General features: G+C 65.7%; 18 protein-coding genes and 1 pseudogene. 6 read left to right on the plus strand and 13 right to left on the minus strand.

The genetic code is table 11. The annotated features are described in order from the left end of the window. The first annotated feature begins 28 nt into the window (after positions 1-28). On the plus strand, positions 29-688 hold the full coding sequence (locus ACVIHF_RS31600; RefSeq protein WP_456793078.1) for an isochorismatase family protein: 660 nt from the start codon (positions 29-31) through the stop codon (positions 686-688). Positions 689-887: 199 nt separating this feature from the next. Here ACVIHF_RS31600 and ACVIHF_RS31605 read toward each other — a convergent pair whose 3' ends face one another. Together ACVIHF_RS31605 and ACVIHF_RS31610 are read right to left on the minus strand one after the other, a co-directional pair. Next, entirely contained in the window at positions 888-2,114 is a 1,227-nt protein-coding gene (locus ACVIHF_RS31605) for an ABC transporter substrate-binding protein (protein WP_456793079.1), read from the minus strand. Positions 2,115-2,158: 44 nt separating this feature from the next. After that, positions 2,159-3,361: a cytochrome P450 gene (locus tag ACVIHF_RS31610; RefSeq protein WP_456793080.1), complete on the minus strand. Its 1,203-nt coding sequence runs from the start codon at positions 3,359-3,361 to the stop codon at positions 2,159-2,161. 82 nt (positions 3,362-3,443) lie between these two features. Between ACVIHF_RS31610 and ACVIHF_RS31615 the strand changes: the two genes are divergently transcribed. Then, on the plus strand, positions 3,444-3,968 hold the full coding sequence (locus ACVIHF_RS31615; RefSeq protein ID WP_076831045.1) for a MarR family winged helix-turn-helix transcriptional regulator: 525 nt from the start codon (positions 3,444-3,446) through the stop codon (positions 3,966-3,968). Positions 3,969-4,405: 437 nt separating this feature from the next. On the opposite strand, the gene ACVIHF_RS31620 is transcribed toward ACVIHF_RS31615, so the two are convergent. After that, positions 4,406-6,271, minus strand: a complete 1,866-nt coding sequence (locus ACVIHF_RS31620; protein ID WP_456793081.1) for a feruloyl-CoA synthase — start codon at positions 6,269-6,271, stop codon at positions 4,406-4,408. Between the two features lie 183 nt (positions 6,272-6,454). Here ACVIHF_RS31620 and ACVIHF_RS31625 point away from each other — a divergent pair, with 183 nt between their 5' ends. Beyond that, the gene (locus ACVIHF_RS31625) at positions 6,455-6,973 is read left to right on the plus strand and encodes a MarR family winged helix-turn-helix transcriptional regulator (protein ID WP_456793082.1); all 519 of its coding nucleotides are present in this window, start codon (positions 6,455-6,457) and stop codon (positions 6,971-6,973) included. Between the two features lie 236 nt (positions 6,974-7,209). After that, positions 7,210-8,998, plus strand: a pseudogene (gene atzF / locus ACVIHF_RS31630) (allophanate hydrolase). Positions 8,999-9,052: 54 nt separating this feature from the next. On the opposite strand, the gene ACVIHF_RS31635 reads toward atzF, so the two are convergent. The 9 genes from ACVIHF_RS31635 to ACVIHF_RS31675 all read right to left on the minus strand — a co-directional run bounded on the left by ACVIHF_RS31635 (position 9,053) and on the right by ACVIHF_RS31675 (position 18,883). Beyond that, complete coding sequence (locus tag ACVIHF_RS31635) at positions 9,053-9,772, minus strand: GntR family transcriptional regulator (protein ID WP_456793083.1); 720 nt, start codon at positions 9,770-9,772, stop codon at positions 9,053-9,055. A gap of 13 nt (positions 9,773-9,785) precedes the next feature. Beyond that, positions 9,786-10,178 (minus strand): oxalurate catabolism protein HpxZ, encoded by a 393-nt coding sequence (hpxZ, locus tag ACVIHF_RS31640; RefSeq protein WP_310882356.1) that lies wholly within the window; start codon positions 10,176-10,178, stop codon positions 9,786-9,788. 1 nt (position 10,179) lies between these two features. Beyond that, on the minus strand, positions 10,180-11,577 hold the full coding sequence (locus ACVIHF_RS31645; RefSeq protein WP_456793084.1) for an AtzE family amidohydrolase: 1,398 nt from the start codon (positions 11,575-11,577) through the stop codon (positions 10,180-10,182). An 8-nt stretch (positions 11,578-11,585) separates the two neighbouring features. Next, positions 11,586-11,765, minus strand: coding sequence for a DUF4089 domain-containing protein (locus ACVIHF_RS31650; protein WP_018269566.1), 180 nt, complete (start codon positions 11,763-11,765; stop codon positions 11,586-11,588). A gap of 94 nt (positions 11,766-11,859) precedes the next feature. Next, positions 11,860-13,686, minus strand: a complete 1,827-nt coding sequence (locus tag ACVIHF_RS31655; protein WP_456793085.1) for a dipeptide ABC transporter ATP-binding protein — start codon at positions 13,684-13,686, stop codon at positions 11,860-11,862. Positions 13,687-13,986: 300 nt separating this feature from the next. Continuing rightward, positions 13,987-14,886 carry an ABC transporter permease gene (locus ACVIHF_RS31660; RefSeq protein ID WP_057019486.1) on the minus strand — a complete coding sequence of 300 codons (900 nt, stop codon included), beginning with the start codon at positions 14,884-14,886 and terminating at the stop codon, positions 13,987-13,989. A gap of 155 nt (positions 14,887-15,041) precedes the next feature. Continuing rightward, positions 15,042-16,055 (minus strand): ABC transporter permease, encoded by a 1,014-nt coding sequence (locus tag ACVIHF_RS31665; RefSeq protein WP_456793086.1) that lies wholly within the window; start codon positions 16,053-16,055, stop codon positions 15,042-15,044. 7 nt (positions 16,056-16,062) lie between these two features. Continuing rightward, the gene (locus ACVIHF_RS31670; protein WP_456793087.1) at positions 16,063-17,685 is read right to left on the minus strand and encodes an ABC transporter substrate-binding protein; all 1,623 of its coding nucleotides are present in this window, start codon (positions 17,683-17,685) and stop codon (positions 16,063-16,065) included. Positions 17,686-17,932: 247 nt separating this feature from the next. Next, positions 17,933-18,883 carry an aminoglycoside phosphotransferase family protein gene (locus ACVIHF_RS31675; protein WP_456793088.1) on the minus strand — a complete coding sequence of 317 codons (951 nt, stop codon included), beginning with the start codon at positions 18,881-18,883 and terminating at the stop codon, positions 17,933-17,935. 204 nt (positions 18,884-19,087) lie between these two features. Between ACVIHF_RS31675 and ACVIHF_RS31680 the strand changes: the two genes are divergently transcribed. Then, the gene (locus ACVIHF_RS31680) at positions 19,088-19,924 is read left to right on the plus strand and encodes an IS5 family transposase (RefSeq protein ID WP_253605076.1); all 837 of its coding nucleotides are present in this window, start codon (positions 19,088-19,090) and stop codon (positions 19,922-19,924) included. 57 nt (positions 19,925-19,981) lie between these two features. On the opposite strand, the gene ugpB is transcribed toward ACVIHF_RS31680, so the two are convergent. Next, on the minus strand, positions 19,982-21,301 hold the full coding sequence (gene ugpB, locus ACVIHF_RS31685; protein ID WP_456793089.1) for a sn-glycerol-3-phosphate ABC transporter substrate-binding protein UgpB: 1,320 nt from the start codon (positions 21,299-21,301) through the stop codon (positions 19,982-19,984). A 216-nt stretch (positions 21,302-21,517) separates the two neighbouring features. Here ugpB and ACVIHF_RS31690 point away from each other — a divergent pair, with 216 nt between their 5' ends. Next, positions 21,518-22,474, plus strand: a complete 957-nt coding sequence (locus ACVIHF_RS31690; protein WP_456793090.1) for a TRAP transporter substrate-binding protein — start codon at positions 21,518-21,520, stop codon at positions 22,472-22,474. The last annotated feature ends 29 nt before the right edge of the window (positions 22,475-22,503 follow it).

Below are 22,503 nucleotides of genomic sequence, written 5' to 3' on the forward strand. Positions count from 1 at the left end.
TATCTCCCACCAGGAGAGGAGGCACCATATGGGCTACCAATGCGAAACCATCGATCCGGCGCGAACCGTCATGATCGTGGTCGACATGCAGAACGATTTCGTCGCCGAGGGCGCCAAGCTGCGTTCGGCCCAGGCCGCTGCCATGGTGCCGCGGCTGGCGCAGACCCTGAAGGCCTGCCGCGACAAGGGCATCCGCGTCATTTACACCGCGCATGTGCATCGCCGCGACGGCAGCGACATGGGGCTCTATGACGATCTCTATTCGCCGATCGCCGACCGGTCGTCGCTGGTCGACGGCACCGATGGCGTCGAGATCTTCAACGACCTCGCGCCCGCCCCCGGCGAGCACGTCATCAAGAAGCACCGCTACAGCGCGTTCTTCGCCACCGATCTCGACCTCATCCTGCGCGAATGGGGCATCACCACGGTGATCATCTCGGGGACCACGACCGAGAACTGCTGCCACGCCACCGCGCGCGACGCCATGTTCCACAATTACAAGGTCGTCTTCCTGTCGGACGCGACCGGCACGTTCGACTATCCGGATGTCGGTCAGGGCGCGCTGTCCGCCGAGGAAGTACACCGCGCCACGCTGACGATCCTCGCATTCTCCACCGCGCATGTCATGACAGCGGCCGAGATGCTGGGGCGGGTGAAGGCCGGTGACGGAGCGGCGAAGGCTGCGTAGTTAGTCGCCAACAGCGCGCCACAAACTTAGTCGGCCTCTCCCCTTGTGGGAGAGGCCGGAACGCATGAAGCGAAGCGCAATGCGATCCGGGTGAGGGGTTGCGGTCTCTCCGGTCCGTACGCCGCGTGGAGAGATACCCCTCACCCCAGCCCTCTCCCACAAGGGGAGAGGGGGCGCAGCAGCATTCGCGGCAGCAACCTCACTTCACCAGTGAGCAGCCGCCATCGGCCAGCGGGCGGAACGCCTGGTCGGCCGGGATGGTCGCGATCAGCTTGTAATAGTCGTAGGGGTACTTCGACTCCTCCGGCTTCTTCACCTCGAACAGATACATCGGATGGATGACGCGGCCGTCCTGGCGGATCGTGGTGTCGCCGAACAGTCTGTCCTTGCCCTTGAAGGTCTTCATCTGCGGCACCACCGCCTTGGCGTCGTCGCTGCCGGTGGCGGCGACTGCGTTGAGGTAGGCGAGCGTCGAGGCATAGACGCCGGCCTGGTTGCCGCTCGGCATCTTGCCGTTCATGCCGGGACGCGCGGCGAAGCGCTTTGCGAACGCGCGGGTGTCGTCGTTCATGTCCCAGTAGAAGGCTTCCAGCAGCTGCAGGCCCTGCGCGACCTTCAGGCCCATGCCGTGGATGTCGTTCACGAACAGCAGGAACGCCACCATGGTCTGGCCGCCCTGCTGGATGCCGAACTCGGCCGCCTGCTTCACCGCGTTGATGGTGTCGCCGCCGGCATTGGCGAGCCCGATCACTTTTGCTTTCGAGCTCTGCGCCTGGAGCAGGAAGGAGGCGAAGTCCGAGGTGCCGAGCGGATGCTTGCTCGAGCCCAACACCTTGCCGCCGTGCTTCTCGATGTAGTTCGTCGCCTCGGCCTCAATGCCTTTGCCGAGCGCATAGTCGACGGTCACAAAGTACCAGTCCTTGCCGCCACGCTGCATCATCGCGGCCGCGGTGGTGTTGCCGGTGGCCCAGGCGTCGTTGACCCATTGAATGGTGTTCGGCGAGCAGGCCTTACCGGTGAGATCGGAGCTCGCGGTCGACGACGCCAGGAACGTCATCCTTGAATCGCGCAGGATGGTGTTGATAGCGAGCCCGACCGCCGAGTTCGGCACGTCGACGATGGCATCGACGCCTTCGACATCGAGCCATTTGCGCGCGATCGCAGATCCCACGTCGGCCTTGTTCTGGTGATCGGCATAGACGATCTCGACCTTGATGCCCTTGCCGCCACCGCCAAAATCTTCCGCGGCCATGCGCGCGGCTTCCACCGAACCCATGCCGTTGGTGTCCTGGAAGATGCCGGAAATGTCGTTGAGCACGCCGACGCGGACCACGTCGCCGGAAATCTCCGCGCGTGCGCTGCCCGCGACGCAGGCCAATGCCAGCGCGAGTCCAATCCTAGATCGCCCAACCCCGAAGCCCCTCATAGTCTCCTCCCTTGCCTCGCTCCTCAGCCAGCTCCGATGTTTCGTCAGGCCGGCGTGATCTCGACCGGCAGGCTGCTGAGCCCGCGCAGCGTGTTGTTGAAAAGGCGCTTCGGCTCGCCTGATATGTCGATCCTGGCGACACGACGCGCCAGCGCCGCCATCATCACCTCGCCTTCGAGACGGGCGACGAGCTGGCCGACACACATATGGATGCCCGAACCGTAGCCGACGTGGCCCGACGTACGACGGGTGATGTCGTAGCTGTCGGGCTGCTCCCAGCGGCGCGGATCACGATTGGCCGCAGCCAGGAACATCAGCACCTTCTCGCCTTCAGGAATGCTGGCCCCACTGAGCCCGACGTCGCGCGTCGTGGTGCGGAAGAAAGTCTGGACCGGACTTTCGAACCGCACGGCTTCCTCGAAGGCGTTGCGCGCCAGCGTCGGATCGCCGCGCAACCTCTGGAACTGGTCGGGGAAGCGGGCGAGGCAGTAGACGGCGGCGCCGATGCCGTTGACGGTCGTGTCGAGACCGGCCGACAGCAGCGAGCGCACCAGCAGCGGCGCTTCGGTCGCGGTAATGGCTCCGGTATCGACATGGGCGTGAATGCAGGCGCCGATGCCGCCCGGGGTGAGATTGTCGCGCTGGCATTGCTCGGCAACATAGGCCTGATGCGGCGCCGAGCGCTCGATCGCCTCCTTGCGGAGCTCGTTCGGCGGGCCGAAGGCATTGAACACCAGACTGGCGTAGGGCAGCAGATGCTCGCGGCCCTCCGGCCTCAGGCCGAGTGCATCCGGGAAGATCGACAACGGATAGGCTTCCGCAAGGTCCGCGATCGCGTCGAACCTGCGCTTCTCCAGCAGCGCATCGAGGCGGGCCTCCGCGGCGGCGGCAAATTGCCCGCGAAGCTGCTTCATCACGGTCGCCGACAACACCGTGCTCAGCACGGCGCGGGTCCGGGTATGGGCGGGCGGGTCGGCCTCCAGGATCAGGCTCGCCGGCCGCCACGGCTTCTCCCTGGAAAAGTCGCTGAGGCCGACGCCGCGGCTGGAGCAGAAGGTCGCGGGGTCGTTCAGCACCGCATGGACCTCGGCGTAGCGCGCCACGCCATAGACATTCCACTTGTCGAGATAGACCACCGGCCCGGCCTCGCGCAGCCGCTCGTGGGTCGGGAATGGATCGGCGAAGAACTCGAGCGCGAACGGATCGACGTCGAGATGCGGGACGGACGCAGCTTCTGTTGCAGTCATCGGGACCTCCCGAGGTTTGATCTTGTCAACACGGGCCGCATATCTATTGCTCCCGGACAGTTTCGCAGCGATGATTTGAGAGATGAGCAGCCAGCCCCTCCCCCGAAAGCCCCGCCGGCCGAGACCGGCCGATCCCGCAGACGCCAGTGACGGCCCGCTGCTGGACCTTGATCGCTATGTGCCGGCGTTCATCACCTTCATCGGCAACAAGCTGTCGAACAGCGCCACCGCGTTTTACCAGAAGAATTTCGGCGTCAACGTCACCGAGTGGCGGATTATTTCGCAACTGGCGATCGAGCCCGGCATTCCCGCCTCCCGGATATGCCAGGTGATCGGCTTCGACAAGGGGCCGGTCAGCCGCAACCTCGCGGCACTGCAGAAGCGCGGCCTGCTGACCATCCGTACCGCGCCGGACGACGGCCGCACCCATTCGATCACGCTGACCGCGCGCGGCCGCGCCGTCCACGACAAGGTCATCGTCGCGGCGCTGGAGCGCGAGCGGCGGCTGCTGGCCTGCCTGAAGAAGGACGAGCGCGAGGTGCTGATCGAGCTGCTGCGCCGGCTGCACGAGAATCTCGGCGCCGTGACCGGGCAAAGCACGACCTGAAGGCGAAGCCAGGCCACGGGCGGCGCGCTGCGCCCCCACGGTATTCGCCCGATCTTCCATGCGTGCCGTTCGCGCCGTGCTGCGCAACATTCTCCTCCCAAACGCGTGGCCGTTGACCGGGCCCTGTCCCTATGGGTGCGGAAACTCGCACAGCTTAGTTGCTCTGGCAACTAAAAAGGCAGCCACGTGCAGCGCGGCAAGTGGAAGCAGCGGGGACCTGGCGGGTTGGACGGCTGAAACTTGGATGATCCGTGCCACAAACGCGGTGTCGTCCCGGCCTCCGAGCCGGGACCCATAACCACAAATGCTGATTATCGCATGTCGGCGGAACGACGAACTTTGTTCACAATATCGGCAGCGGAATATGGGTCCATGCTTCCGCAGGGACGACGGCAGTGTACGCGGCGCGCTGCTCGCGCGTCAGAAGCACAAATCGCTCACAAGCCCGCGCAGACGATCGCCTCACCCGACGCATCGTCCTCCAATACCGCCACTGCTGCGGCGCGGCGCGTCAGCACGGCGCGCTGGTTGATGTAGCCCTTGTCGGTGATCTCCCCGCCGTCGACCGAGGCAGGCTCGGCCAGCAGCAGCGCGCGGGTGGCATGGCCGGAGGAATGGCCGCCTTGCGCCTTCAGCGTCGCCAGCCCCCGCCCGATCGCGGAACGGACCGCCGGATGGCCGATCACCTCCCGCGCATCGGTGCTCTCGGGCAGCCCTGCCAACGAACGGCAGGCGGCGAGGTTCGGAAACACCAGGAAGCGCACCTCGTCGCGGCCGTGGCCGGTGACGACGATGTCCTGCGCGAGCGGCGCCAGCGCCGCGATGCCGGCGACGCGCAAGGTGCCGACGCTGACCCAGGTGCCGGAATTGAGCTTGAAATCCTCCGCCACGCGGCCGTCGAAGAACAGGCCGAGATCGGGCCGTGCGGAATCGGCGAAGGTGACGGCGTCGCCGATCTTGTAGAAGCCCTCGTCATCGAAGGCCTCAGCGGTGAGCTCGGGCGCCTTCCAGTAGCCCGGCGTGACGTTGGGCCCGCGCACGCGCACCTCCAGCTTGTCGCCCGACGGCACCAGCTTGAGTTCGGTGCCGGGGATCGGCACGCCGATATTGCCGGAGCGTTTGGCCAGGAAGTGGCAATCGGTCGCCAGCGGCGAGGTCTCGGTCGAGCCCCAGGCCGACACCATCGGCAGCCGGCGACCGACCGTCCGCAGCGACAATTCCTCCAACGCGTCCCACAGATTCTGCGGCAGCGCCGCGCCGGCATAGAAGGCGAATTTGGTGCCCTCGAAGAATTTTCTGCGCAGTTCGTCGTCGGTGCGCAGCGCCGCGATCAGCATGTCGAAGCCGCGCGGCACGTTGAAATAGACCGTCGGCACCACGCTGCGCAGGTTGGCCAGCGAGGTCGCGAACAGCCCGGGCGCCGGCTTGCCGCCGTCGATATAGAGCGTGCCGCCGTTGCGCAGCACCAGGTTGAAGTTGTGGTTGGCGCCGAACGTGTGGCTCCACGGCAGCCAGTCCAGGATCACCAGTTCCTCGCCCGCTTGCTCCAGGAACGTCCAGGTCTGCGCCTTGGCTTGCTGGCTCGAGGTCAGCATGCGCTGGGTGTTGATCACGGCCTTCGGCGTGCCCGTCGAGCCCGAGGTGAACAGGAATTTTGCGATCGTGTCCGCCGTCACCGCCGCGAACGCCTTGGCGACCCCGGGCGCTTCCGGCGTGGCAGCGACGGTACGGAACGACAATGCGTCGGCGTCGTCCGGATTGCCGCTGACGATGGTTGCGCGATGCAGCGGCTTGATTGCGGCAAGCGCCGCCGCGAACGGCCTTGTGCTTGCTACGTAGATCGCGCCGGGGTCGAGCAGCTCGATCATGCTCTTCAGCTTGTCGAAGTCTTTCGACATCAAGGAATAGGCCGGCGAGATCGCGGCCGAGGGCACGCCGACATGCTGCGCGGCGAGCGCGAACAACGCGTGATCGATGCCGTTGTCGGAGAGGATGACGAGCGGACGTTCCGTGCTCAGCCCTTGCGCTAGCACCCACGATGCGGCCCGCCGCACGATGCCGAGCGCGTCGCGATAGCTGACGGTGCTCCAGGGCGCATCGGCATTGGCGCGCTCGCCGAGAAAGATGCGATCCGGCGCCTGCCGCGCCCAATGCTCCAGCCAGTCGCCGACACAGCGGGCGCCCTGCTTCAGCGGCGTGGTGGAGCGGACCAGGATGCTGCCGTCGTTGCGGCTGACCGCAACGATCGCGGGCGTCGCGAACAGGCTGCTCGGATTGTCTCCGCCGGCGGCGGCCATCGTCATGGTTTCCTCCTCGCCCAAGTCTTGTCACCCAAGTCTTGTCACCCGTGTCTTATCGGGATCGCGCCGCAACATGGTGCGGCGCCGCGGTCCCGGCCGGGCTCTTTGGTCATAATGTTGCGGACATCAATTGTTGTCGTCAACAACAATCTTTCCCTCTCGCCTTGGGCACGCTAGCCTGGGCTCATGGCAGGCCAGCAAAAGACATCGCGCAAGGCGGCAGGAACGGCAGCGGCAATCCGCCGCCCCCGGTCGCATGGAGCAAATGGCGGGGCGGCCGGCGACGACATCGGCCTCGACGCGCTGGTCGGTCACGCCGGCTATGCGGTGCGGCGCTTCCAGCTCTGGATCTTTCAGGACTTCATCAAGACGCTGGCGACGGTCGATATCCGTCCAACCCAGTATTCGGTGATGACCGTGATCGGGGCCAATCCTGGCCTCAGCCAGATGGCGGTGGCAAAGCGGCTCGGGATCGAGCGCGCGCGGCTGGTGCATCTGCTCGACAGCCTGGAAGACCGCGAATTCGTCAGCCGCGTCCCCTCCGCGACCGACCGCCGCTCCCATGCGCTGCATCTGACCGCGCGCGGCAAGACCGCGCTGGCGCAGTTCAAGCGGCTCGCCGCCGAGCATGAGCGGCATGTCGCCGAGAAGATCGGCAAGGAAAATCGCGAACAGCTGCTGCAGATCCTTGCCTGCTTCACCTGACCTCGCGACGAGACTTCGGCCTGACCAGATTTGCCTCTAAATTGGGCAGACAGGCTCTCAGGCCAGCCTGCGCTCGCTCCCGACGAGCGTTTCAAGCAACTGATATTGTGCAATAATCCGCCTCGCAACGGACGCGGGTGAATTGTACACAATGGCACATTGCTTGCTTCGACCAGGCTGCAATTCCCTTGCGGATGGCATCCGACGCCTCCCGCTCACGAGATGAGGCCAAGCACGTGACTGAAACTGTCGCCGCGATCGTCGCCGCGCACCGCGCCGGGACCATGACGCCGGCCCAAACCGTGGCGCGCAGCTACCAGCGCATCCGCGAGCACAACGACCCCGCCATCTTCATCAGCCTGCGCGACGAGAAGGATGCGCTTGCCGAGGCCGAGCGGCTCGCCGATCCGACGTTGCCGCTTTACGGCGTGCCGGTCGCGGTGAAGGACAATATCGACGTCGCGGGCCTGCCGACCACCGCCGCCTGCCCGGCGTTCTCCTATCTGCCTGAGCAGGATTCCACCGTGGTCGCGAAACTGCGCGCGGCCGGCGCCGTCATCATCGGCAAGACCAATCTCGACCAGTTCGCCACCGGCCTGGTCGGCCTGCGCTCGCCCCTACGGCATTCCCAGGAACCCGGTGCGCGGCGATCTGGTGCCGGGCGGATCGAGCTCGGGCTCCGCCGTCGCGGTATCCGCTGGCCTGGTGCCGCTGTCGCTTGGCACCGACACCGCGGGCAGCGGCCGCGTCCCGGCGATGCTCAACAACATCGTCGGGCTCAAGCCGAGCCTCGGGCTGATCTCGACCACCGGCGTCGTGCCGGCCTGCCGCACGCTCGACTGCGTCTCGATCTTCTCGCTCACCGTCGACGACGCGCTGGCCGCGCTCGCCGTCATGTCCGGGCCGGATGACGCCGATCCGTACTCGCGCGACCGACCGCTGGCCCCGCTGGCAAGCTTTCCGGCGAAGCTGAAGCTCGGCATTCCCCAAACCGGCCAGCTGAAATTCTTCGGCGATCATGAGGCCGAGAAGGCCTATGGCGAGGCGTGCAAGCGCTGGCAGGCGCTTGGCGCCGATCTCGTCGCGTTCGACCTCGCACCGTTCTACGAGACCGCGCGGCTGCTCTATGAGGGCCCGTGGGTGGCGGAACGCTATCTCGTGATCCGCGACCTGCTGGCGTCGTCGCCCGAGGCGGTCCATCCGGTGACGCGCGAGATCACCGTCGGCGGATCGCGTCCAACTGCCGCGGACACTTTTTCTGCGCTGTATCGCCTCGAGGCGTTGCGCCGCGTCGCCGAGCGCAGCCTTGCGCAACTCGATGCTATCGTGCTGCCGACCGCCCCGACCGTCTATTCCACCGCTGACGTGCTCGCCAATCCGATCGAGCTGAACTCGCGGCTCGGCACCTACACCAATTTCGTCAACCTGCTCGATATGTGCGGCCTGGCGCTGCCGGCCGCGATGCGGCCCGACGGCGCGCCGTTCGGCATCACGCTGCTCGCCCCCGCCGGCCGCGACGCCGAGCTTGCCGGCATCGGCCGCGTGTTTCACGCCGACACCGGACTTACCCTCGGCGCCAATTCACTTCCGCAGCCGCCGCTCACCGCCACACCGACGCAGGCCGGCTCCGACGACATCACGATCGCGGTGGTCGGCGCACACCTCTCCGGCATGGCACTGAACCACGAGCTGACGACGCTCGATGCGCACCTGCTGGAAGAGGCGGTCACCGCACCGGACTACAGGCTCTACGCACTCGACACCACGCCGCCGAAGCCCGGCATGCTGCGCATCGAGGCCGGTGCCGGCGCATCGATCAAGCTCGAACTGTGGGCGATGTCACCGGCAGCGTTCGGAACATTCGTCGCCGCGATCCCGCCGCCGCTGTCGATCGGTACGATCAGGCTCGCCGACGGCCGGCAGGCCAAGGGCTTCATCGTCGAACCCGCCGCGATCCAGGGCGCGAAGGATATTTCATCCTATGGCGGCTGGCGCGCGTTCATGGCGGAGAGAGCGAAAGCGTAGCTGCAGCGGAAGTGCGCTCCCTCGCCCGCTCTCTGGGGACGAGGTAAGAAGAAGCTACACCGACACCGCGTAGGTCTCGTATTCCCCGCGCACCTGCTCGATATGGGCGCGCATCGCCGCGGCGGCGCCTGTCTTGTCGCCGCGCATGATGGCGACGACGACGCGGTCGTGCTCGGCGTGGGACTTTGCCAAACGCCCCAGGTTGCGGAACTGGGCGCGGCGGAACGGCTGCACGCGCACCCGCGTCGCCAAGGTGATCTCGGCGATATAGGCGTTCTGCGACCCGGCATAGATCGAGTTGTGGAAGCGCTCATTGACCTCGTGGAAGCGCTCGGGATTGCCGGTATAGCTCAGCACCCGCAATTCCTCGTGGATCGCTTCCAGCGCATGGCGCTCCGCCGCCGTCATCCGCTCGGCGGCAAGGCCGGCGCAGATCGCTTCCAGCTCGGCCATCGCCTCGAACATGCCGGTGAGCCGTTCAAGCGAGGGCCGCGCCACCACGGCGCCGCGATGCGCGCGGGCATCGATCAGGCCGCTGGCGGCAAGCTGCCGCAGCGCTTCGCGCACCGGGGTGCGCGAGACGTTGAAGCGCCGCGCAAGGTCGGTCTCATCGAGCCCAGCGCCCGGCGGCAGCGTGCCGCGCACGATCTCGTCGGCGAGTTGCAGCCGCAGCTCTTCGGCACGGGTGACCTTGTCGACCAGCGACGACGGCCGATCGATGCGGCGCACCGTCATCTCGGATTCTGCGCCCTGCGGCAGATCTTCCAGGCTCATCCTGAAGCGCCCTTCAAGCACCCTTGGGTTCGTCGATGACGCTGACATGGGCGGCGACGATTCTCCAGCCCTCGGGGAAACGAATCCACGTCTGCATCTGCCGCCCCACTCTACCCGGCGCGCTGTCCCGGTAGAACAGCGTCGAGGCGATCGCGGTGTCACGGCCATAGGTCGTGATCACGGTCCGCTCGATCTTGCGCATCAGCCCGACCGGCGAGCGCCCGGCGCGAAACGCCATGATCTCGGCATAACCATAGAGGTTCTCGCCAATGCCGTAACGCAGCGTGCGGCGGTCGTCGCGGAACAGCTCGTCGAGCACCGCGACGTCGTTCGAGACCAGCGCCTTCTCGTAGCGCTCAAACTGCGCCGTGACCTCGGCGACCACATCAGGAAGATCGATTTCCATATCAGAGTCCTCTCGGCGCCGGCGCGGCCACAACGCCCATCTGTTCCAGCGCGTAGGCGACCCGCAGCGCGACGTCCTCGCGCCAGGGCGCCGCGATGATCTGCACGCCGATCGGCATCGGTTCAAGCGGCACCGGCACGGCGACCACCGGCAGGCCGATGAAGGAGATCGGCTGGGTGTGGATGCCGATATTGGCGCGCACCGGAAGCTCGACGCCGTCGAGCGTGAAACTGGCCTGACCGATCTTCGGCGCGGTGCACGGCGTCGCCGGCGCCAGGATCACGTCGACCGACTGGAACAGCTCCAGCACCCTCGCGCGGTACCAGCGGCGGAATTTCTGCGCCTTGTCGACATAGACCGCCGGGATCATCGCGCCCGCAATGAGACGGTCGCGCACCGCCGGATCGAAATCGTTGGGACGCTTGCGCAGGCGATCGAGATGCAGCGCGGCACCCTCGGTCGTGGTGATGATGTAGGCCGCGGCGCGAGCGCGCGCAGCTTCGGGAAGCTCCACGATCCGCGCGGCACCGAGCGCCTTCGCGACGCGCGCGACCGCCTCTGCCGCCTCCGGAAACAGGTTCCGCTGGAAATAGCCGCCGGCGATCGCAACCCGCAGCCCGCCAATATCGTTGGCAAGCAACGGCACGGTCGGCTCGACCGACTGCACGATGCAGGCCGGATCATCGGCGTCTGGTCCCTGCATGGCGTCGTAGGCGAGCGCGAGGTCCTTCACGCTGCGCGCCAGCGGGCCGAGATGATCGAGGCTGGCGACGAACGGATAGGACCGCGCGCGCGACAGCCGGCCGTAGGTCGGCTTCAAACCGAACGTGCCGCAGAATGACGACGGCACGCGGATCGAGCCGTTGGTATCGGAGCCGAGCGCGATCGGCACCAGCGCGCCGCCGACGGCGCTGCCCGAGCCGCCGGAGGAGCCGCCGGTCATCCGCGCCGGATCATGCGGGTTGCGCGACGGGCCGTCATGCACATTCTCGCCGGTGAAGTCGTAGGCGTATTCGCCCATGTTGAGCGCGCCGACCAGCACCGCACCAGCCGCCTCCATCCGCTCGATCAGCGTCGCGTCGCGCGACGACGGCGGCAGGTCGCGGTTGATCTTCGAGCCGGCGCGGGTCGGAAGACCCTGCACGTCGAAGAGGTTCTTGACCGCGAAGGGGACGCCGGCGAGCGGGCCGACCGGTTGACCGGCGGCGATCGCGGCATCGACCGCGCTGGCCCCGGCACGCGCGCGATCGGCGGTGACGTCGGTGAAGGCATTGAGGACCTTGTCATGCGCTGCGATCCGCGCCAGCGCAGCCTCGGTCGCGGCAAGAGCCGTGATCTTGCGGCTCGATACCGCCTGCGCGATCTCGGCGGCCGACATGGAAGCGGGAGTTTCGGACATCGCTGATCTCAAGTCGAATAGACGGCGGCCGACACGACGTCGTCCGGCAGCGGGAAGTCATCGACCAGCCGCGCCAGCCGCAGCGAGACGTCGAGATTGGCGCGCACCGCCGGACGCCAGGCGTCCTCCAGCGGCAACGCCATCGCGCGGGCGACGGCGTTCATATAGTCGTCGAGATGATCGGTCATTTCGCTCCAATAACGATTTTGCGCATGATCTCCGCGCAAACGCATTCCGCGTTTGTCGCGAGGAAAACCGGCCCCCACTTTTCCGGATCATGCGTCAAGACACCGGCAGCGGCGGATGCGGGATCGCCGTCAGCAGCTCCCTTGTATAGGCATCCTGCGGATTGCCCAAGACGTGTTCGGATGTGCCCTGCTCCACGATGCGACCGGCGCGCATCACGATGACGCGATCGCACAGCAGGCGCACGACATTGAGGTCGTGCGACACGAACAAATAGCTCATGCCCATCGACTGCTTGAGGTCCTGCAGCAAATTGAGCACCACCGCCTGCACCGAGACATCAAGTGCCGCGGTCGGCTCGTCGAGGATGACGAGCTTCGGGTGCAGCGCGATGGCGCGTGCGATGCCGACGCGGGCCTTCTGGCCGCCGGAGAGCTGGTGCGGGAAGCGGTCCAACAGATTGACCGGCAGGCCGACCAGCCGCGCGAGCTCCTCGCAGCGGGTGCGGAGCGCGTCGCGCCCGCGGATGTCGCCGAGCTGCATGATCGGATCCGCGATGGCGCGCGCCGCGGTGAAGCGCGGATTGAGGCTGTCGGTCGGATCCTGGAACACCATCTGGATCTGGCTACGCCGAGGCAGCCGCGCGAAGGACTGCGGCGCGATGCCGCCGATGTCCTGGCCATCGAACATGATGCGGCCGGAGGTCTGGTCCAGCAGCCGCATCACCATCATCGACGTCGTCGACTTGCCGCAGCCGGATTCGCCGACCAGCCCGACGCTCTCGCCATGGTCGATCGAGAAACTGATGCCGTCGACCGCGCGGAAGATGTCCTCCTCGACCGGCGGCTTGCGCCCGAACAACTTTGCCAGCATCCCGCCCGCGCCCTGGCGCGGGTATTCCTTGACGAGCTTTTCGACTGATAGGAGGGGCTCCATCCGCCCCCTCTCCCCGTTCTTTACGGGGAGAGGGTCGGGGTGAGGGGCCGCATCCGCAGGCACGGCCCGTGGAGGGTCCCCCTCACCCGCCACGCTCTGGCGCGCGAGTGCGCTCCCGAGCGTGTCGGCCTCTCCCCGCACGCGGGGAGAGGCAAGCGAATCCTCCTCCGGCAACAGATCCCGGAGCGACACCCCGAGCCGCGGCGTCGCGCGCATCAGCTTCCGGGTGTAGGCATGCCGGGGCGCGGCGAAAATGTCGGCCGAGACGGCGGTCTCGACCACGCGGCCCTTCTCCATCACCACGACGCGGTCGCAATAGGCGGCGGCGAGGCCGAGATCATGCGTGATCAGGATCGTCGACATCGCCCGGCGCCGGGTCAGCTCGACGATCAGGTCCATCACTGCCTTCTGGGTGGTGACGTCGAGCCCGGTGGTCGGCTCGTCGGCGATCAGAAGCTGCGGATTGCAGGCCAGCGCCAGCGCGATGACGACGCGCTGGCACATGCCGCCGGACAGCTCGAACGGATAGGCATGATAGCGCTCGCGTGCGCGCGCGATCTTGACCTGCTCCAGCGCCTCGATCGCCTTCTCGCCGCGATCAGTGACCTGCGCCTGCTGCACATGCTGGCGCAGCACGTCCTCGATCTGGTGCCCGACCTTGCGGATCGGATTGAGCGCCGCGCGCGGATTCTGGAAGATCATCGAGACTTCGCGGCCGCGCAGATCGCGCATCTGGCTCTCCGAGGCAGACTTGACGTCGATGCCGGAGAACATCACCGAGCCCTCGGCGATCCGGCCGGCGCGATCGAGGATGCGCATCACGGCATAGGAGGTTACCGACTTGCCGGAGCCGGACTCGCCGACGATGCCGACAGTCTCACCCTTGCCGACCGATATGTTGACGTGCTGCACCGCCTTGACGATGCCGCGGCGGGTGGTGAACTCGACCGTGAGGTCGCTGACGTCGAGCAGCGGCTGGGCGGTCATGCGCACCTCTCCTCACAGGGTGCGTCATCCAAAAATCCGCAAAACAACCCCATGCAAAGGAGCGGAGCGGTAGCACGGCACCGGACCGGGACAGGCATCATGTTCTCCGCCTGTCCAGTGCGCCCCCTCGCCCCGCTCTTGCGGGGAGAGGGTTGGGGTGAGGGGCATCTATCGGCACGTACAACTGGCTGAGGAGTGCGCGGAGAGCCCCCCTCACCCGGTCCGCTAACGCGGCCCGGCCTCTCCCCGCACGCGGGGAGAGGCGAAGAAAGCGCGCATGCGTTAGCCAGGTCCACATCATCACGTCCTCCGCTGCGGGTCGACGATGTCGCGCAGGCCGTCGCCGAGCAGGTTGAAGCAGAACACCGCGATCATCAGCGCCAGGCCCGGGAACAGCGCGATCCACCACTCGCCCGACACCATGAAGCCTGCGCCCTCGGCGACCATGATGCCCCACTCCGCGGTCGGCGGCCGGACGCCGAGCCCGATGAAGGACAGGCCCGCGGCGTTGAGGATCGCATAGCCCATGGTCAGCGACATCTGCACGATCATGATCGGCATGATGTTGGGCAGGATGTGCCCGAGCAGAATGCGGTACTCGCCGTTGCCGGACAGCCGCGCCGCCTGCACGAAGCCGGCATTGCGGCGGACGTTGGCCTCCGCGCGTGCGACGCGGGCGTAGAGCGGGAAGTTCACGATCGCGGTCGCGATGATGATGTTCTGCACGGTGTTGCCGAGCGCCGCGACGATGCCCATCGCCAGCACGAACAGCGGAAACGCCATGATGGTGTCGGCGATGCGGCCGACGATGCGGTCTGTCCAGCCGCCGAAATAGCCGGCGGCGATGCCGGCCAGCCCGCCCATCAGGAACACCAGCACCACGGAGGCGACCGCGATGAAGGTGTCGAGCCGTGTCGCCACGATGACGCGGCTGAAGATGTCGCGGCCGAGCTGGTCGGTGCCGAACCAGTGCGCGGCGGACGGCGGCTTCAATGCTGCCGCGGTGTCGGAGGCGAGCGGGTCGTACGGCACCACGTAGGGCCCGAACAACGCGGCAAACAGGATCAGCACCAGCAGCGCGAAGGCGAAGCCGGTGACCTTGTTTTCGCTCAAGACGTAGCGGGTCTGTTCCAACGCCGCGGCAAGCCCCGACGTGCGGGCGGGCCCTGCGGGTTCGACGGTTGGAGCTACGGTGCTCATGGCGCTAGTGTTGTGTCTCTGACATATGATTCACCAAGTGTCATTCCGGGGCTCGCGAAGCGAGAACCCGGAATCTCGATCCACAATCTCTGGATTCCCGGTTCGCGACTTCGTCGCGCCCCGGAATGACGGAATGGACTGTCGAAAACACAACACTAGCCCTCCAGCCTGACGCGGGGATCGATCACGCCGTAGAGGATGTCGATCACCAGATTGAGCAGCACGTACATGACCGCCATGGTCAGCACGAAGCCCTGCACCGGCGCGAAGTCGGACGCGATCAGCGCCTCGACCGCGTAGGAGCCGATGCCGGGCCAGGCGAACACCTTTTCCACCAGCACATTGGCGCCCAGCAGGAACGAGAACACCATGCTGAGCGTGGTGATGACCGGCAGCATCGCGTTGCGGAAGGCGTAGGTGACGATCACCTTGCCGGGCGACAGGCCGCTGGCGCGCGCGGTGCGGACGAAGTCGGACGCCAGCACCGCCAGCATCGAGGCGCGCGTCATCCGCGCGATCGGCGCCAGCGAGAAGATCGCGAGCGTCACCGCCGGCAGGATCAATTGGCTGAGCGCGGAACGAAACGCCTCGAAGTCTCGCGCGATCAGCCCGTCGATGAGATAGAAGCCGGTGACCGTCGGCGGCGCGCTAGTGAACACGTCGAGCCGCCCGAGCGGCGCCGGCGACCAGCCGAGCCGGAAATAGAACAGATAGACCAGCACGAGCCCGGTGAAGAACACCGGCAGCGACACGCCGGCCGTGGTGGTGACGCGGCAGAGATGGTCGATCCAGGAGCCCGGCCGCGTCGCCGCCAGCACGCCGAGCGGGATCGCGATCACGATGGAGACGACAAGGCCGAGCAGAGTGAGCTCGGCCGACGCCGGCAGGCGGCTGCGCAGTTCGGCTGCCACCGGCTGGCCCGTGGTCAGCGATGAGCCGAGATCGCCGTGGGCGAGATCGGTGGTGTAGCGCACGAACTGCTCGATCAGCGGCTTGTCGAAGCCGAGCTTCTTCCGGATCTGGTCGACCGCCTCCTTGGTGGCCGCGGGGCCGGCAAAATACGCCGCGGGATCGCCCGGCAGCGCGCGCGTCAAAAGGAACGTCACAATCACGACCCCGATCAGCGACGGGATCGCGAACAGCAGCCGCTTGCCGATCATCGCAAGCATGAGCGCCTCACCCCTTCGCCATCGCGCGATAGTCGAGGCGGCGGTGGAACCAGTATTGGTAGCCCGTCACGTTCTTCTGCATCGCGACGTTGACGAAGGGCTGATAGAGCGGGATGTGCGGGATGTCGGAGAAGGCGAGATCGACGAAACCCTTGACGTCGGCATCGTAGGCCGCGGCGTCGCCATTCGCGGCGGCGATGCGCGCGCCGTCGATGAGCTTGTCCATCTCTGATGACTTGTAGCTCATCGTGTTGAAGATCGAATTGTTGCCGTGATAGCACCAGTAGAAGAAGTACTCGGGATAATCGAGCCAGCCCGAGAACACGTTGGTGAACAGCGGCATTTCCTTCTTGGTGAGCTCGGTGCGCCAATTGGCGCCGGGCACCTTGTTGATCGTGGTCTTGATGCCGAGCTGCGCCAGACTCTCCTGCACCAGCACGCAGAGCGGCTCGTTGACCCCGGCGAAATTCAGGTCGAACGAGATCGTGGTCTCGAAACCGTTGGCGTAGCCGGCTTCAGTGAGCAGCGCCTTGGCCTTCTCCATGTCAGTGAAATACTTGGTCGGCTGCGGCCAGGCGACCTCGGTCGGCTTGTCCTTTGCCGCGCCGAACATCGGGTTGGCGAGACCGAACAGCACCGCATCCATGATCTTCTGGTACGGCATCGCGTAGGCCATCGCCTGCCGTACCTTGGGATTGTCGAACGGCGGCTTGGTCACGTTCATGCCGATATACTGGATGCCGTTGGAGAACGGCAGCGAGACCACGTTGAGCTTGCCGTTCGCCTTCATCTCCTGGAAGTCCTTGAACGGCAGCTCGTAGGAGATGTCGGCATCGCCGCGCTCGAGCAGCGCACGACGGTTGCCGGCCTGAGGCACCATGCGCCAGATCACGCGCTTGATCTTCGGCAGCGGGCCGCAGACCCAGTCGTCGTTGCGTTCCATGACGACTTCGGTGCCGGCGGTCCATTTTGTCACCTTGTAGGCGCCGGAGCCCGCGGTCTGCTGCTTGGTGAATTCGAGGCCCCACGGATCCTTCTCGCTGGCGTTCTTCTTCACCAGCTCGGAGTTGACCACGCAGGGCACGATGACAGCGAGGTCGGGGATCGTCAGCTTGTCCTTCTTCAGGAAGTCGACGCGCACCGTGGTGTCATCGACGACCACGAACTGCTCGGGCTTGGTCAGCGAGCCCGCGCTCATCTGGAAGGTCGGAAAGCCGCCGACGCTGACCGCACGGTCGAGCGACCATTTGACGTCCTTCGCCGTGACAGGCGTGCCGTCGTGGAATTTGGCGTTCTTGCGCAGCTTGAAGGTGACCGACATGTCGCCGATGTTGAAGTCCTCGGCGAGCTCGGGCTTGAACTTGTCGCGGTCGTAATAGGGCACGCCGCCCGGACCGCTCTTCATCTCGTGGCTGATCAGCCGGTCGTAGCAATTCCATGACACCTCGTAGCCCGGCACGTTGGTGCCGACGCCGTGGATATCGAGATTGTTGGGGCCGCCTTCGGAGACGATGAGCAGCGTCTCCGAGCGCGCATCGGCCTTGGCCGGCGACCAGATCGCGGGCGCGGTCGGCGCCAGCGCCCCCGCGGCCAGCCCGGACACCGATTTGAGGAATTCGCGACGCTTCATGTGATGCTCCAACGCCCTTGGGAAACGGCCTTGGAACTCAGATCGCAAGGATTGTGCCAACCCTTAACGAAACCTTATGTCCTGCTAATGCCTTGCCGAAGCGAGGTAAAACGTCGGCCGGTATCCCGGTCGGGCAAGCTCTCAGATCGCCCATTGCATACAAAGACGGGCTATATGCTCAATAAATGAGCATGAAATGACTCCTGCTCGCTTTGTGGCCGCAATGGATGTCGCGCGCTGAAGAGCGCTAATCCGGCCAGATCAGTTCCTGCAATTGCACGAAGTCGTCGACCCGGTCCGGCCAGCCGTCGATGCAGATGTGCCGGAGCGGATCGCTGGCAGAGTGCAGCATCAAGAGTGCCATCAGCCGCCGCTTCAGGGTGAACGTCACATCAGTGCGCGAGATGCCGAAACCATCGAACAGGCTGCGCACCCGGCGCGGATGCCCGGCGGCCATGAAGGCGCTGGGGCCGAGCAGGTCGTACTCGCCCCATCCGGTCCGGACGTCGCCGAAGTCGAACAGGCCGGCGACGTGCCAGCCGTCGGCCCGGCGCCCGAGCAGAAAGTTCTCCGGGATGTATTCGCCGGTCAGGATCACCGGCGGCGCGTTCATCGGGATCAACTCAGTGGCGTCACGCAGCAGATCATCGAGCGAGGCGAGCAATTTCGCCGGCAGGCCGAGCCGCTCATGCCGCGCCCGGCACTGCGCGATCTGCCCGCGCATGAAGGCCTCCCAGTGCGGCTCGATCGCGCGCAGGCTGCCGGGCGGCACGCGCTGCACCTCGGCGATCACGGCCCCGATCTCGGCGAGCACGCGCTCGCGCTCGGCTTCCGACAGCGATGGCCACACTTCCGAGCCGACGGTGCCGGACAGGCGGGTGATGACGAGATAGGGCCAGCCGTCACGCTCGCCCTGCACGACAAGATCGGGAATCGGAATGCCGAGCCGTCCGCGCAACTCGGCAAGCGCGCCGCGCTCGGACACGAATTGCGGACGCAGAAACGGCGGGAAGAGTTTGAGGATCAGGCCATCGTCCAGCCCGACAACCAGATTGGTGCCGGTCGAGAACACATGCGGCGCGACGCACGACAGCCCGTGGCCATCAGCAATATCGCGCGCGACCGGCAGCCAGCGCGACGTGTCGCTGCGCCAGGCACGGTAGCTGTCGTAGTCGGTGAGGAGAGGAAGGGATATCATTTCAAGGAATCTCTTAGCGGAATCTATCCCCGTCATCCTGAGGTGCGAGCGGAGCGAGCCTCGAAGGATGAATCGGCCCGACTGGTGGCCGTCGATCCTTCGAGACGCCGCTTCGCGGCTCCTCAGAGCCTGACTGAAAAATGAGTGAGTGATCTCAGTGGGGTGTGATTCCATCGGATTTGCAGAGATTCGAGGGAGAGCACGATGCCCTGGACCAAGATCACTCGGGAGCAATATCGGCGGGACGATCTGCGTTATGCAAGCGATATGACCGATGCGGAGTGGGCGCTGATCAGACGCCTGTTGCCGCGAGCGAACCGGCGCGGCCGGCCGCGTAAGACGGAGCTGCGTCGTGTGATCGAAGCGATCCTCTATATCGTTTCGACCGGCTGCCAGTGGCGGGCGTTGCCGCAGGAGTTCCCGCCCTATTCGACGGTGCAGGGCTATTTTTATAGATGGCGGGATACAGGCCGGTGGCAGAGGATTGTCAGCGTGCTTGTCCGACGGGCGCGAAAAAAGCTTGGACGGACACCGAAGCCGACGGCAGCCGTGATCGACAGTCAAAGTGCGCCGACCACCCAAGCTGGCGGACCGCGCGGCTACGATGCAGGCAAGCGCATCTACGGCCGCAAGCGGCATATCGTGACGGATACCAATGGCCTCCTCCTCGGGGTTCATGTTCATCCGGCCAACGTTCAGGACTGCCATGGCGCCGTACCGCTGCTGAAGAACGTGCGGATGAACTTCCCCCGGCTGCGCCACGTCTTTGCCGACCGGATCTACCGCGGAAATCAACTCCTCGACGCGCTCTCAGACTGCGGTCCATGGACTGTCGAGATCGTCGAGCGGCCTCAAGGCGTCAAAGGCTTCCAGCTTCTGCCGAGGCGGTGGGTGGTTGAACGCACATTCGCTTGGTTCGGCAGATGCCGCCGCCTCGCCAAGGACTTCGAGGCGACGGTGGCAACCGAAGCTGCCTGGCTGCTGATTGCACACATCAGGCTCCTGACCCGCAGACTTGCCGCTGCTGGTAAGGTTGGGTGACTTATGAGTCAGACTCTCAGGATGACGGAGAAACAGTTTGAGCAGCTTGGATGCCCCTCACCTATCCGGATTGGCGCGCTCGAACTGGCGCAAGAGGCGGTTGCCGCGCTCGACGGCGTTGTCCATCGCGGCTTGCGCCGATCGCTTGCCGGCGAACACCTGCTCGAGCTCCTCCTCGATCACGTCGCGGATCAGGACGAACGAGCCGAGGCGGATGCCCTTCGAATTGTCGGTCGGCGGCTTCAGCGTCACCTCCTCGATCGAGATCGAGGCGCCGGGATTGCGATCGTAGAAACCCTGCGCGCGAGTCAGATCGAATGCGGCGCGGGTGATCGGCAGGTAGCCCGTGTTCTGGTGCCAGGTGGCCTGCACCTCCGGCCGCGACAGATAGGCGAAGAACTTCGCCACGCCGGCATATTCGGAGCGCGGCCGGTCGCGCAGCACCCACAGCGTCGCGCCGCCGATGATCGAGTTCTGCGGCGCGCCCTGCACGTCGGGTTCGTACGGCATCATGCCGTAGCCGACCTCGAATTTGGAATTGGCCTTGATGTCGGCGCGCGTGCCCGACGAGCCGATGAAGATGCCGCACTCCCCTTTCTGGAAGCGCGGCTCGGCCGCCTGCCCGCGGCCGCTGTAGTCGAAGGTCTTGTCGGCCTGCCACTGCGCGAGCTGCGCGATGTGGCGAACCACCAGCGGATTGTTGAAGATCAGCTGGGCGTCGAGCCCGGAAAACCCGTTGGCCTTGGTCGCGATCGGCAGATTGTGGAAGGCGGAGAAATTCTCGACATTGATCCAGGACGGCCACGACGTGGTCAGGCCGCACATCGCGCCCGCCGCGCGCAGCCGCTTGGCCGCGACGCCGAGCTCCGGCCAGGTCCTCGGCGGCACACTCGGATCGAGCCCGGCGGACCGGAACATATCCTTATTGTAGTAGAGGATCGGCGTCGAGGCATTGAACGGGAACGACAGCATGTTGCCGTCGACATCGGCATAGTAGCCGGCCACCGCGGGCAGATAGGCCGACGGCGCGAATGCCTCGGATTGATCGCGCATCAGCTCGAACACCGGATAAATCGCGCCGCGGGCCGCCATCATGGTTGCGGTCGCGATCTCGTTGACCTGAACGATCGCCGGCTGGCTGCGCGATCGGAAGGCGAAGATCGCCGCGGTGACGGTCTCGGTATAGTTGCCCTTGTAGGCGGGCACGATCCGGTAGTCGGATTGCGAGGCGTTGAAATCGGCGGCAAGCTTCTCGAGCTGCTTGCCGAGCTCGCCCGACATCGCGTGCCACCACATGATCTCGGTGGCCGCCCGCGCCGGCGACACAAGCAGAAGAGCCGCGACGACGAGGTACAGGAGCTTCAAAGCGAACTTCACGACGAGCCGTTCCCGGATGCCAACACGCCCTCATAAGGCGCTACAACCGCAGATTCAACCGACACCGCAGGTTGCACCGCGGATTTAACGTTTGGCCGATGGCGAACCAGCGCCATTCTGCTAAAAATGCGTTGAACCTTTTCTTCCCGCCCAGGACACAATTCACAAGGGGAATAGTAGCCTGTGTACCGCCGCGCCGGCCTTTCGCGGATAACGATGCTTGCCGTCGCGCTGTCATGGGCAGCGGTCCCGGCGAGCGCTTTCGCGCGCGAATTCCGGACCGCCGATACCCAGAATGAGGACTATCCGACCGTCCAGGCGCTGAATTACATGGACCGCCTGATCGCTGAACGCACCGCCGGCCGGCACCGCATCGTGGTCTTCCATTCCCGCCAGCTCGGTGAGGAGAAGGAGACGCTGGAGCAGACCCGGGCCGGCGCCATCGATTTGAACCGGACCAATGTCGCGCTGATCGGGACAATGGTGCCGTCGGTCAACGTGCTGGCAATGCCGTTCCTGTTTCGATCGCCCGAACACCTGCAAACCGTGCTGGATGGACCGATCGGCAGCGAGATCCTGAACAGTCTCGGGGATCACGGCTTCGTCGGGCTGGCCTTCTACGATTCCGGCGCCCGCTCGATCTATAACAGCGTGCGCCCGGTGCGTTCGCTCGACGACCTCAAGGGACTGCGGGTGCGCGTGCAGCAATCCGAACGGATGTCGGACATGGTGCGCGCGCTCGGCGCCCAGCCGGTCCAGATGCCCTACGGCCAGGTGCTGACCGGATTCGCCACCGGGCTGATCGACGGCGCCGAGAACAACTGGGCGTCCTTCGTCACCACCGGTCACTACAAATATGCCGGCTACTACACGCTGACCCGGCACACTTTCAGTCCGGACGTGCTGCTGATGTCGCAAAAGGCCTGGGCCAGCCTTTCGCCGGAGGAGCAGACGATCTTCCGCGAGGCCGCGCAACGCTCCAGCGCCTACATGCGCGAGAGATGGCGCGAGCTCGAGGAGCGTTCGCGCAAGCAGGCGGAGCTGGCCGGCGTCAAGATCGTGACCGACATCGACCGCAAGCCGTTCGAAGCCGCAATGGCCGGCATCTACGCCAGGGCCGAGCGCGATCCTGCGATATCAGCGCTGATCGAACGCATCCGCAACATGGAGTAACCGGATCTTGGACGCACCAGAGCAGGACG

Source organism: Bradyrhizobium sp. USDA 4506 (assembly GCF_054058795.1).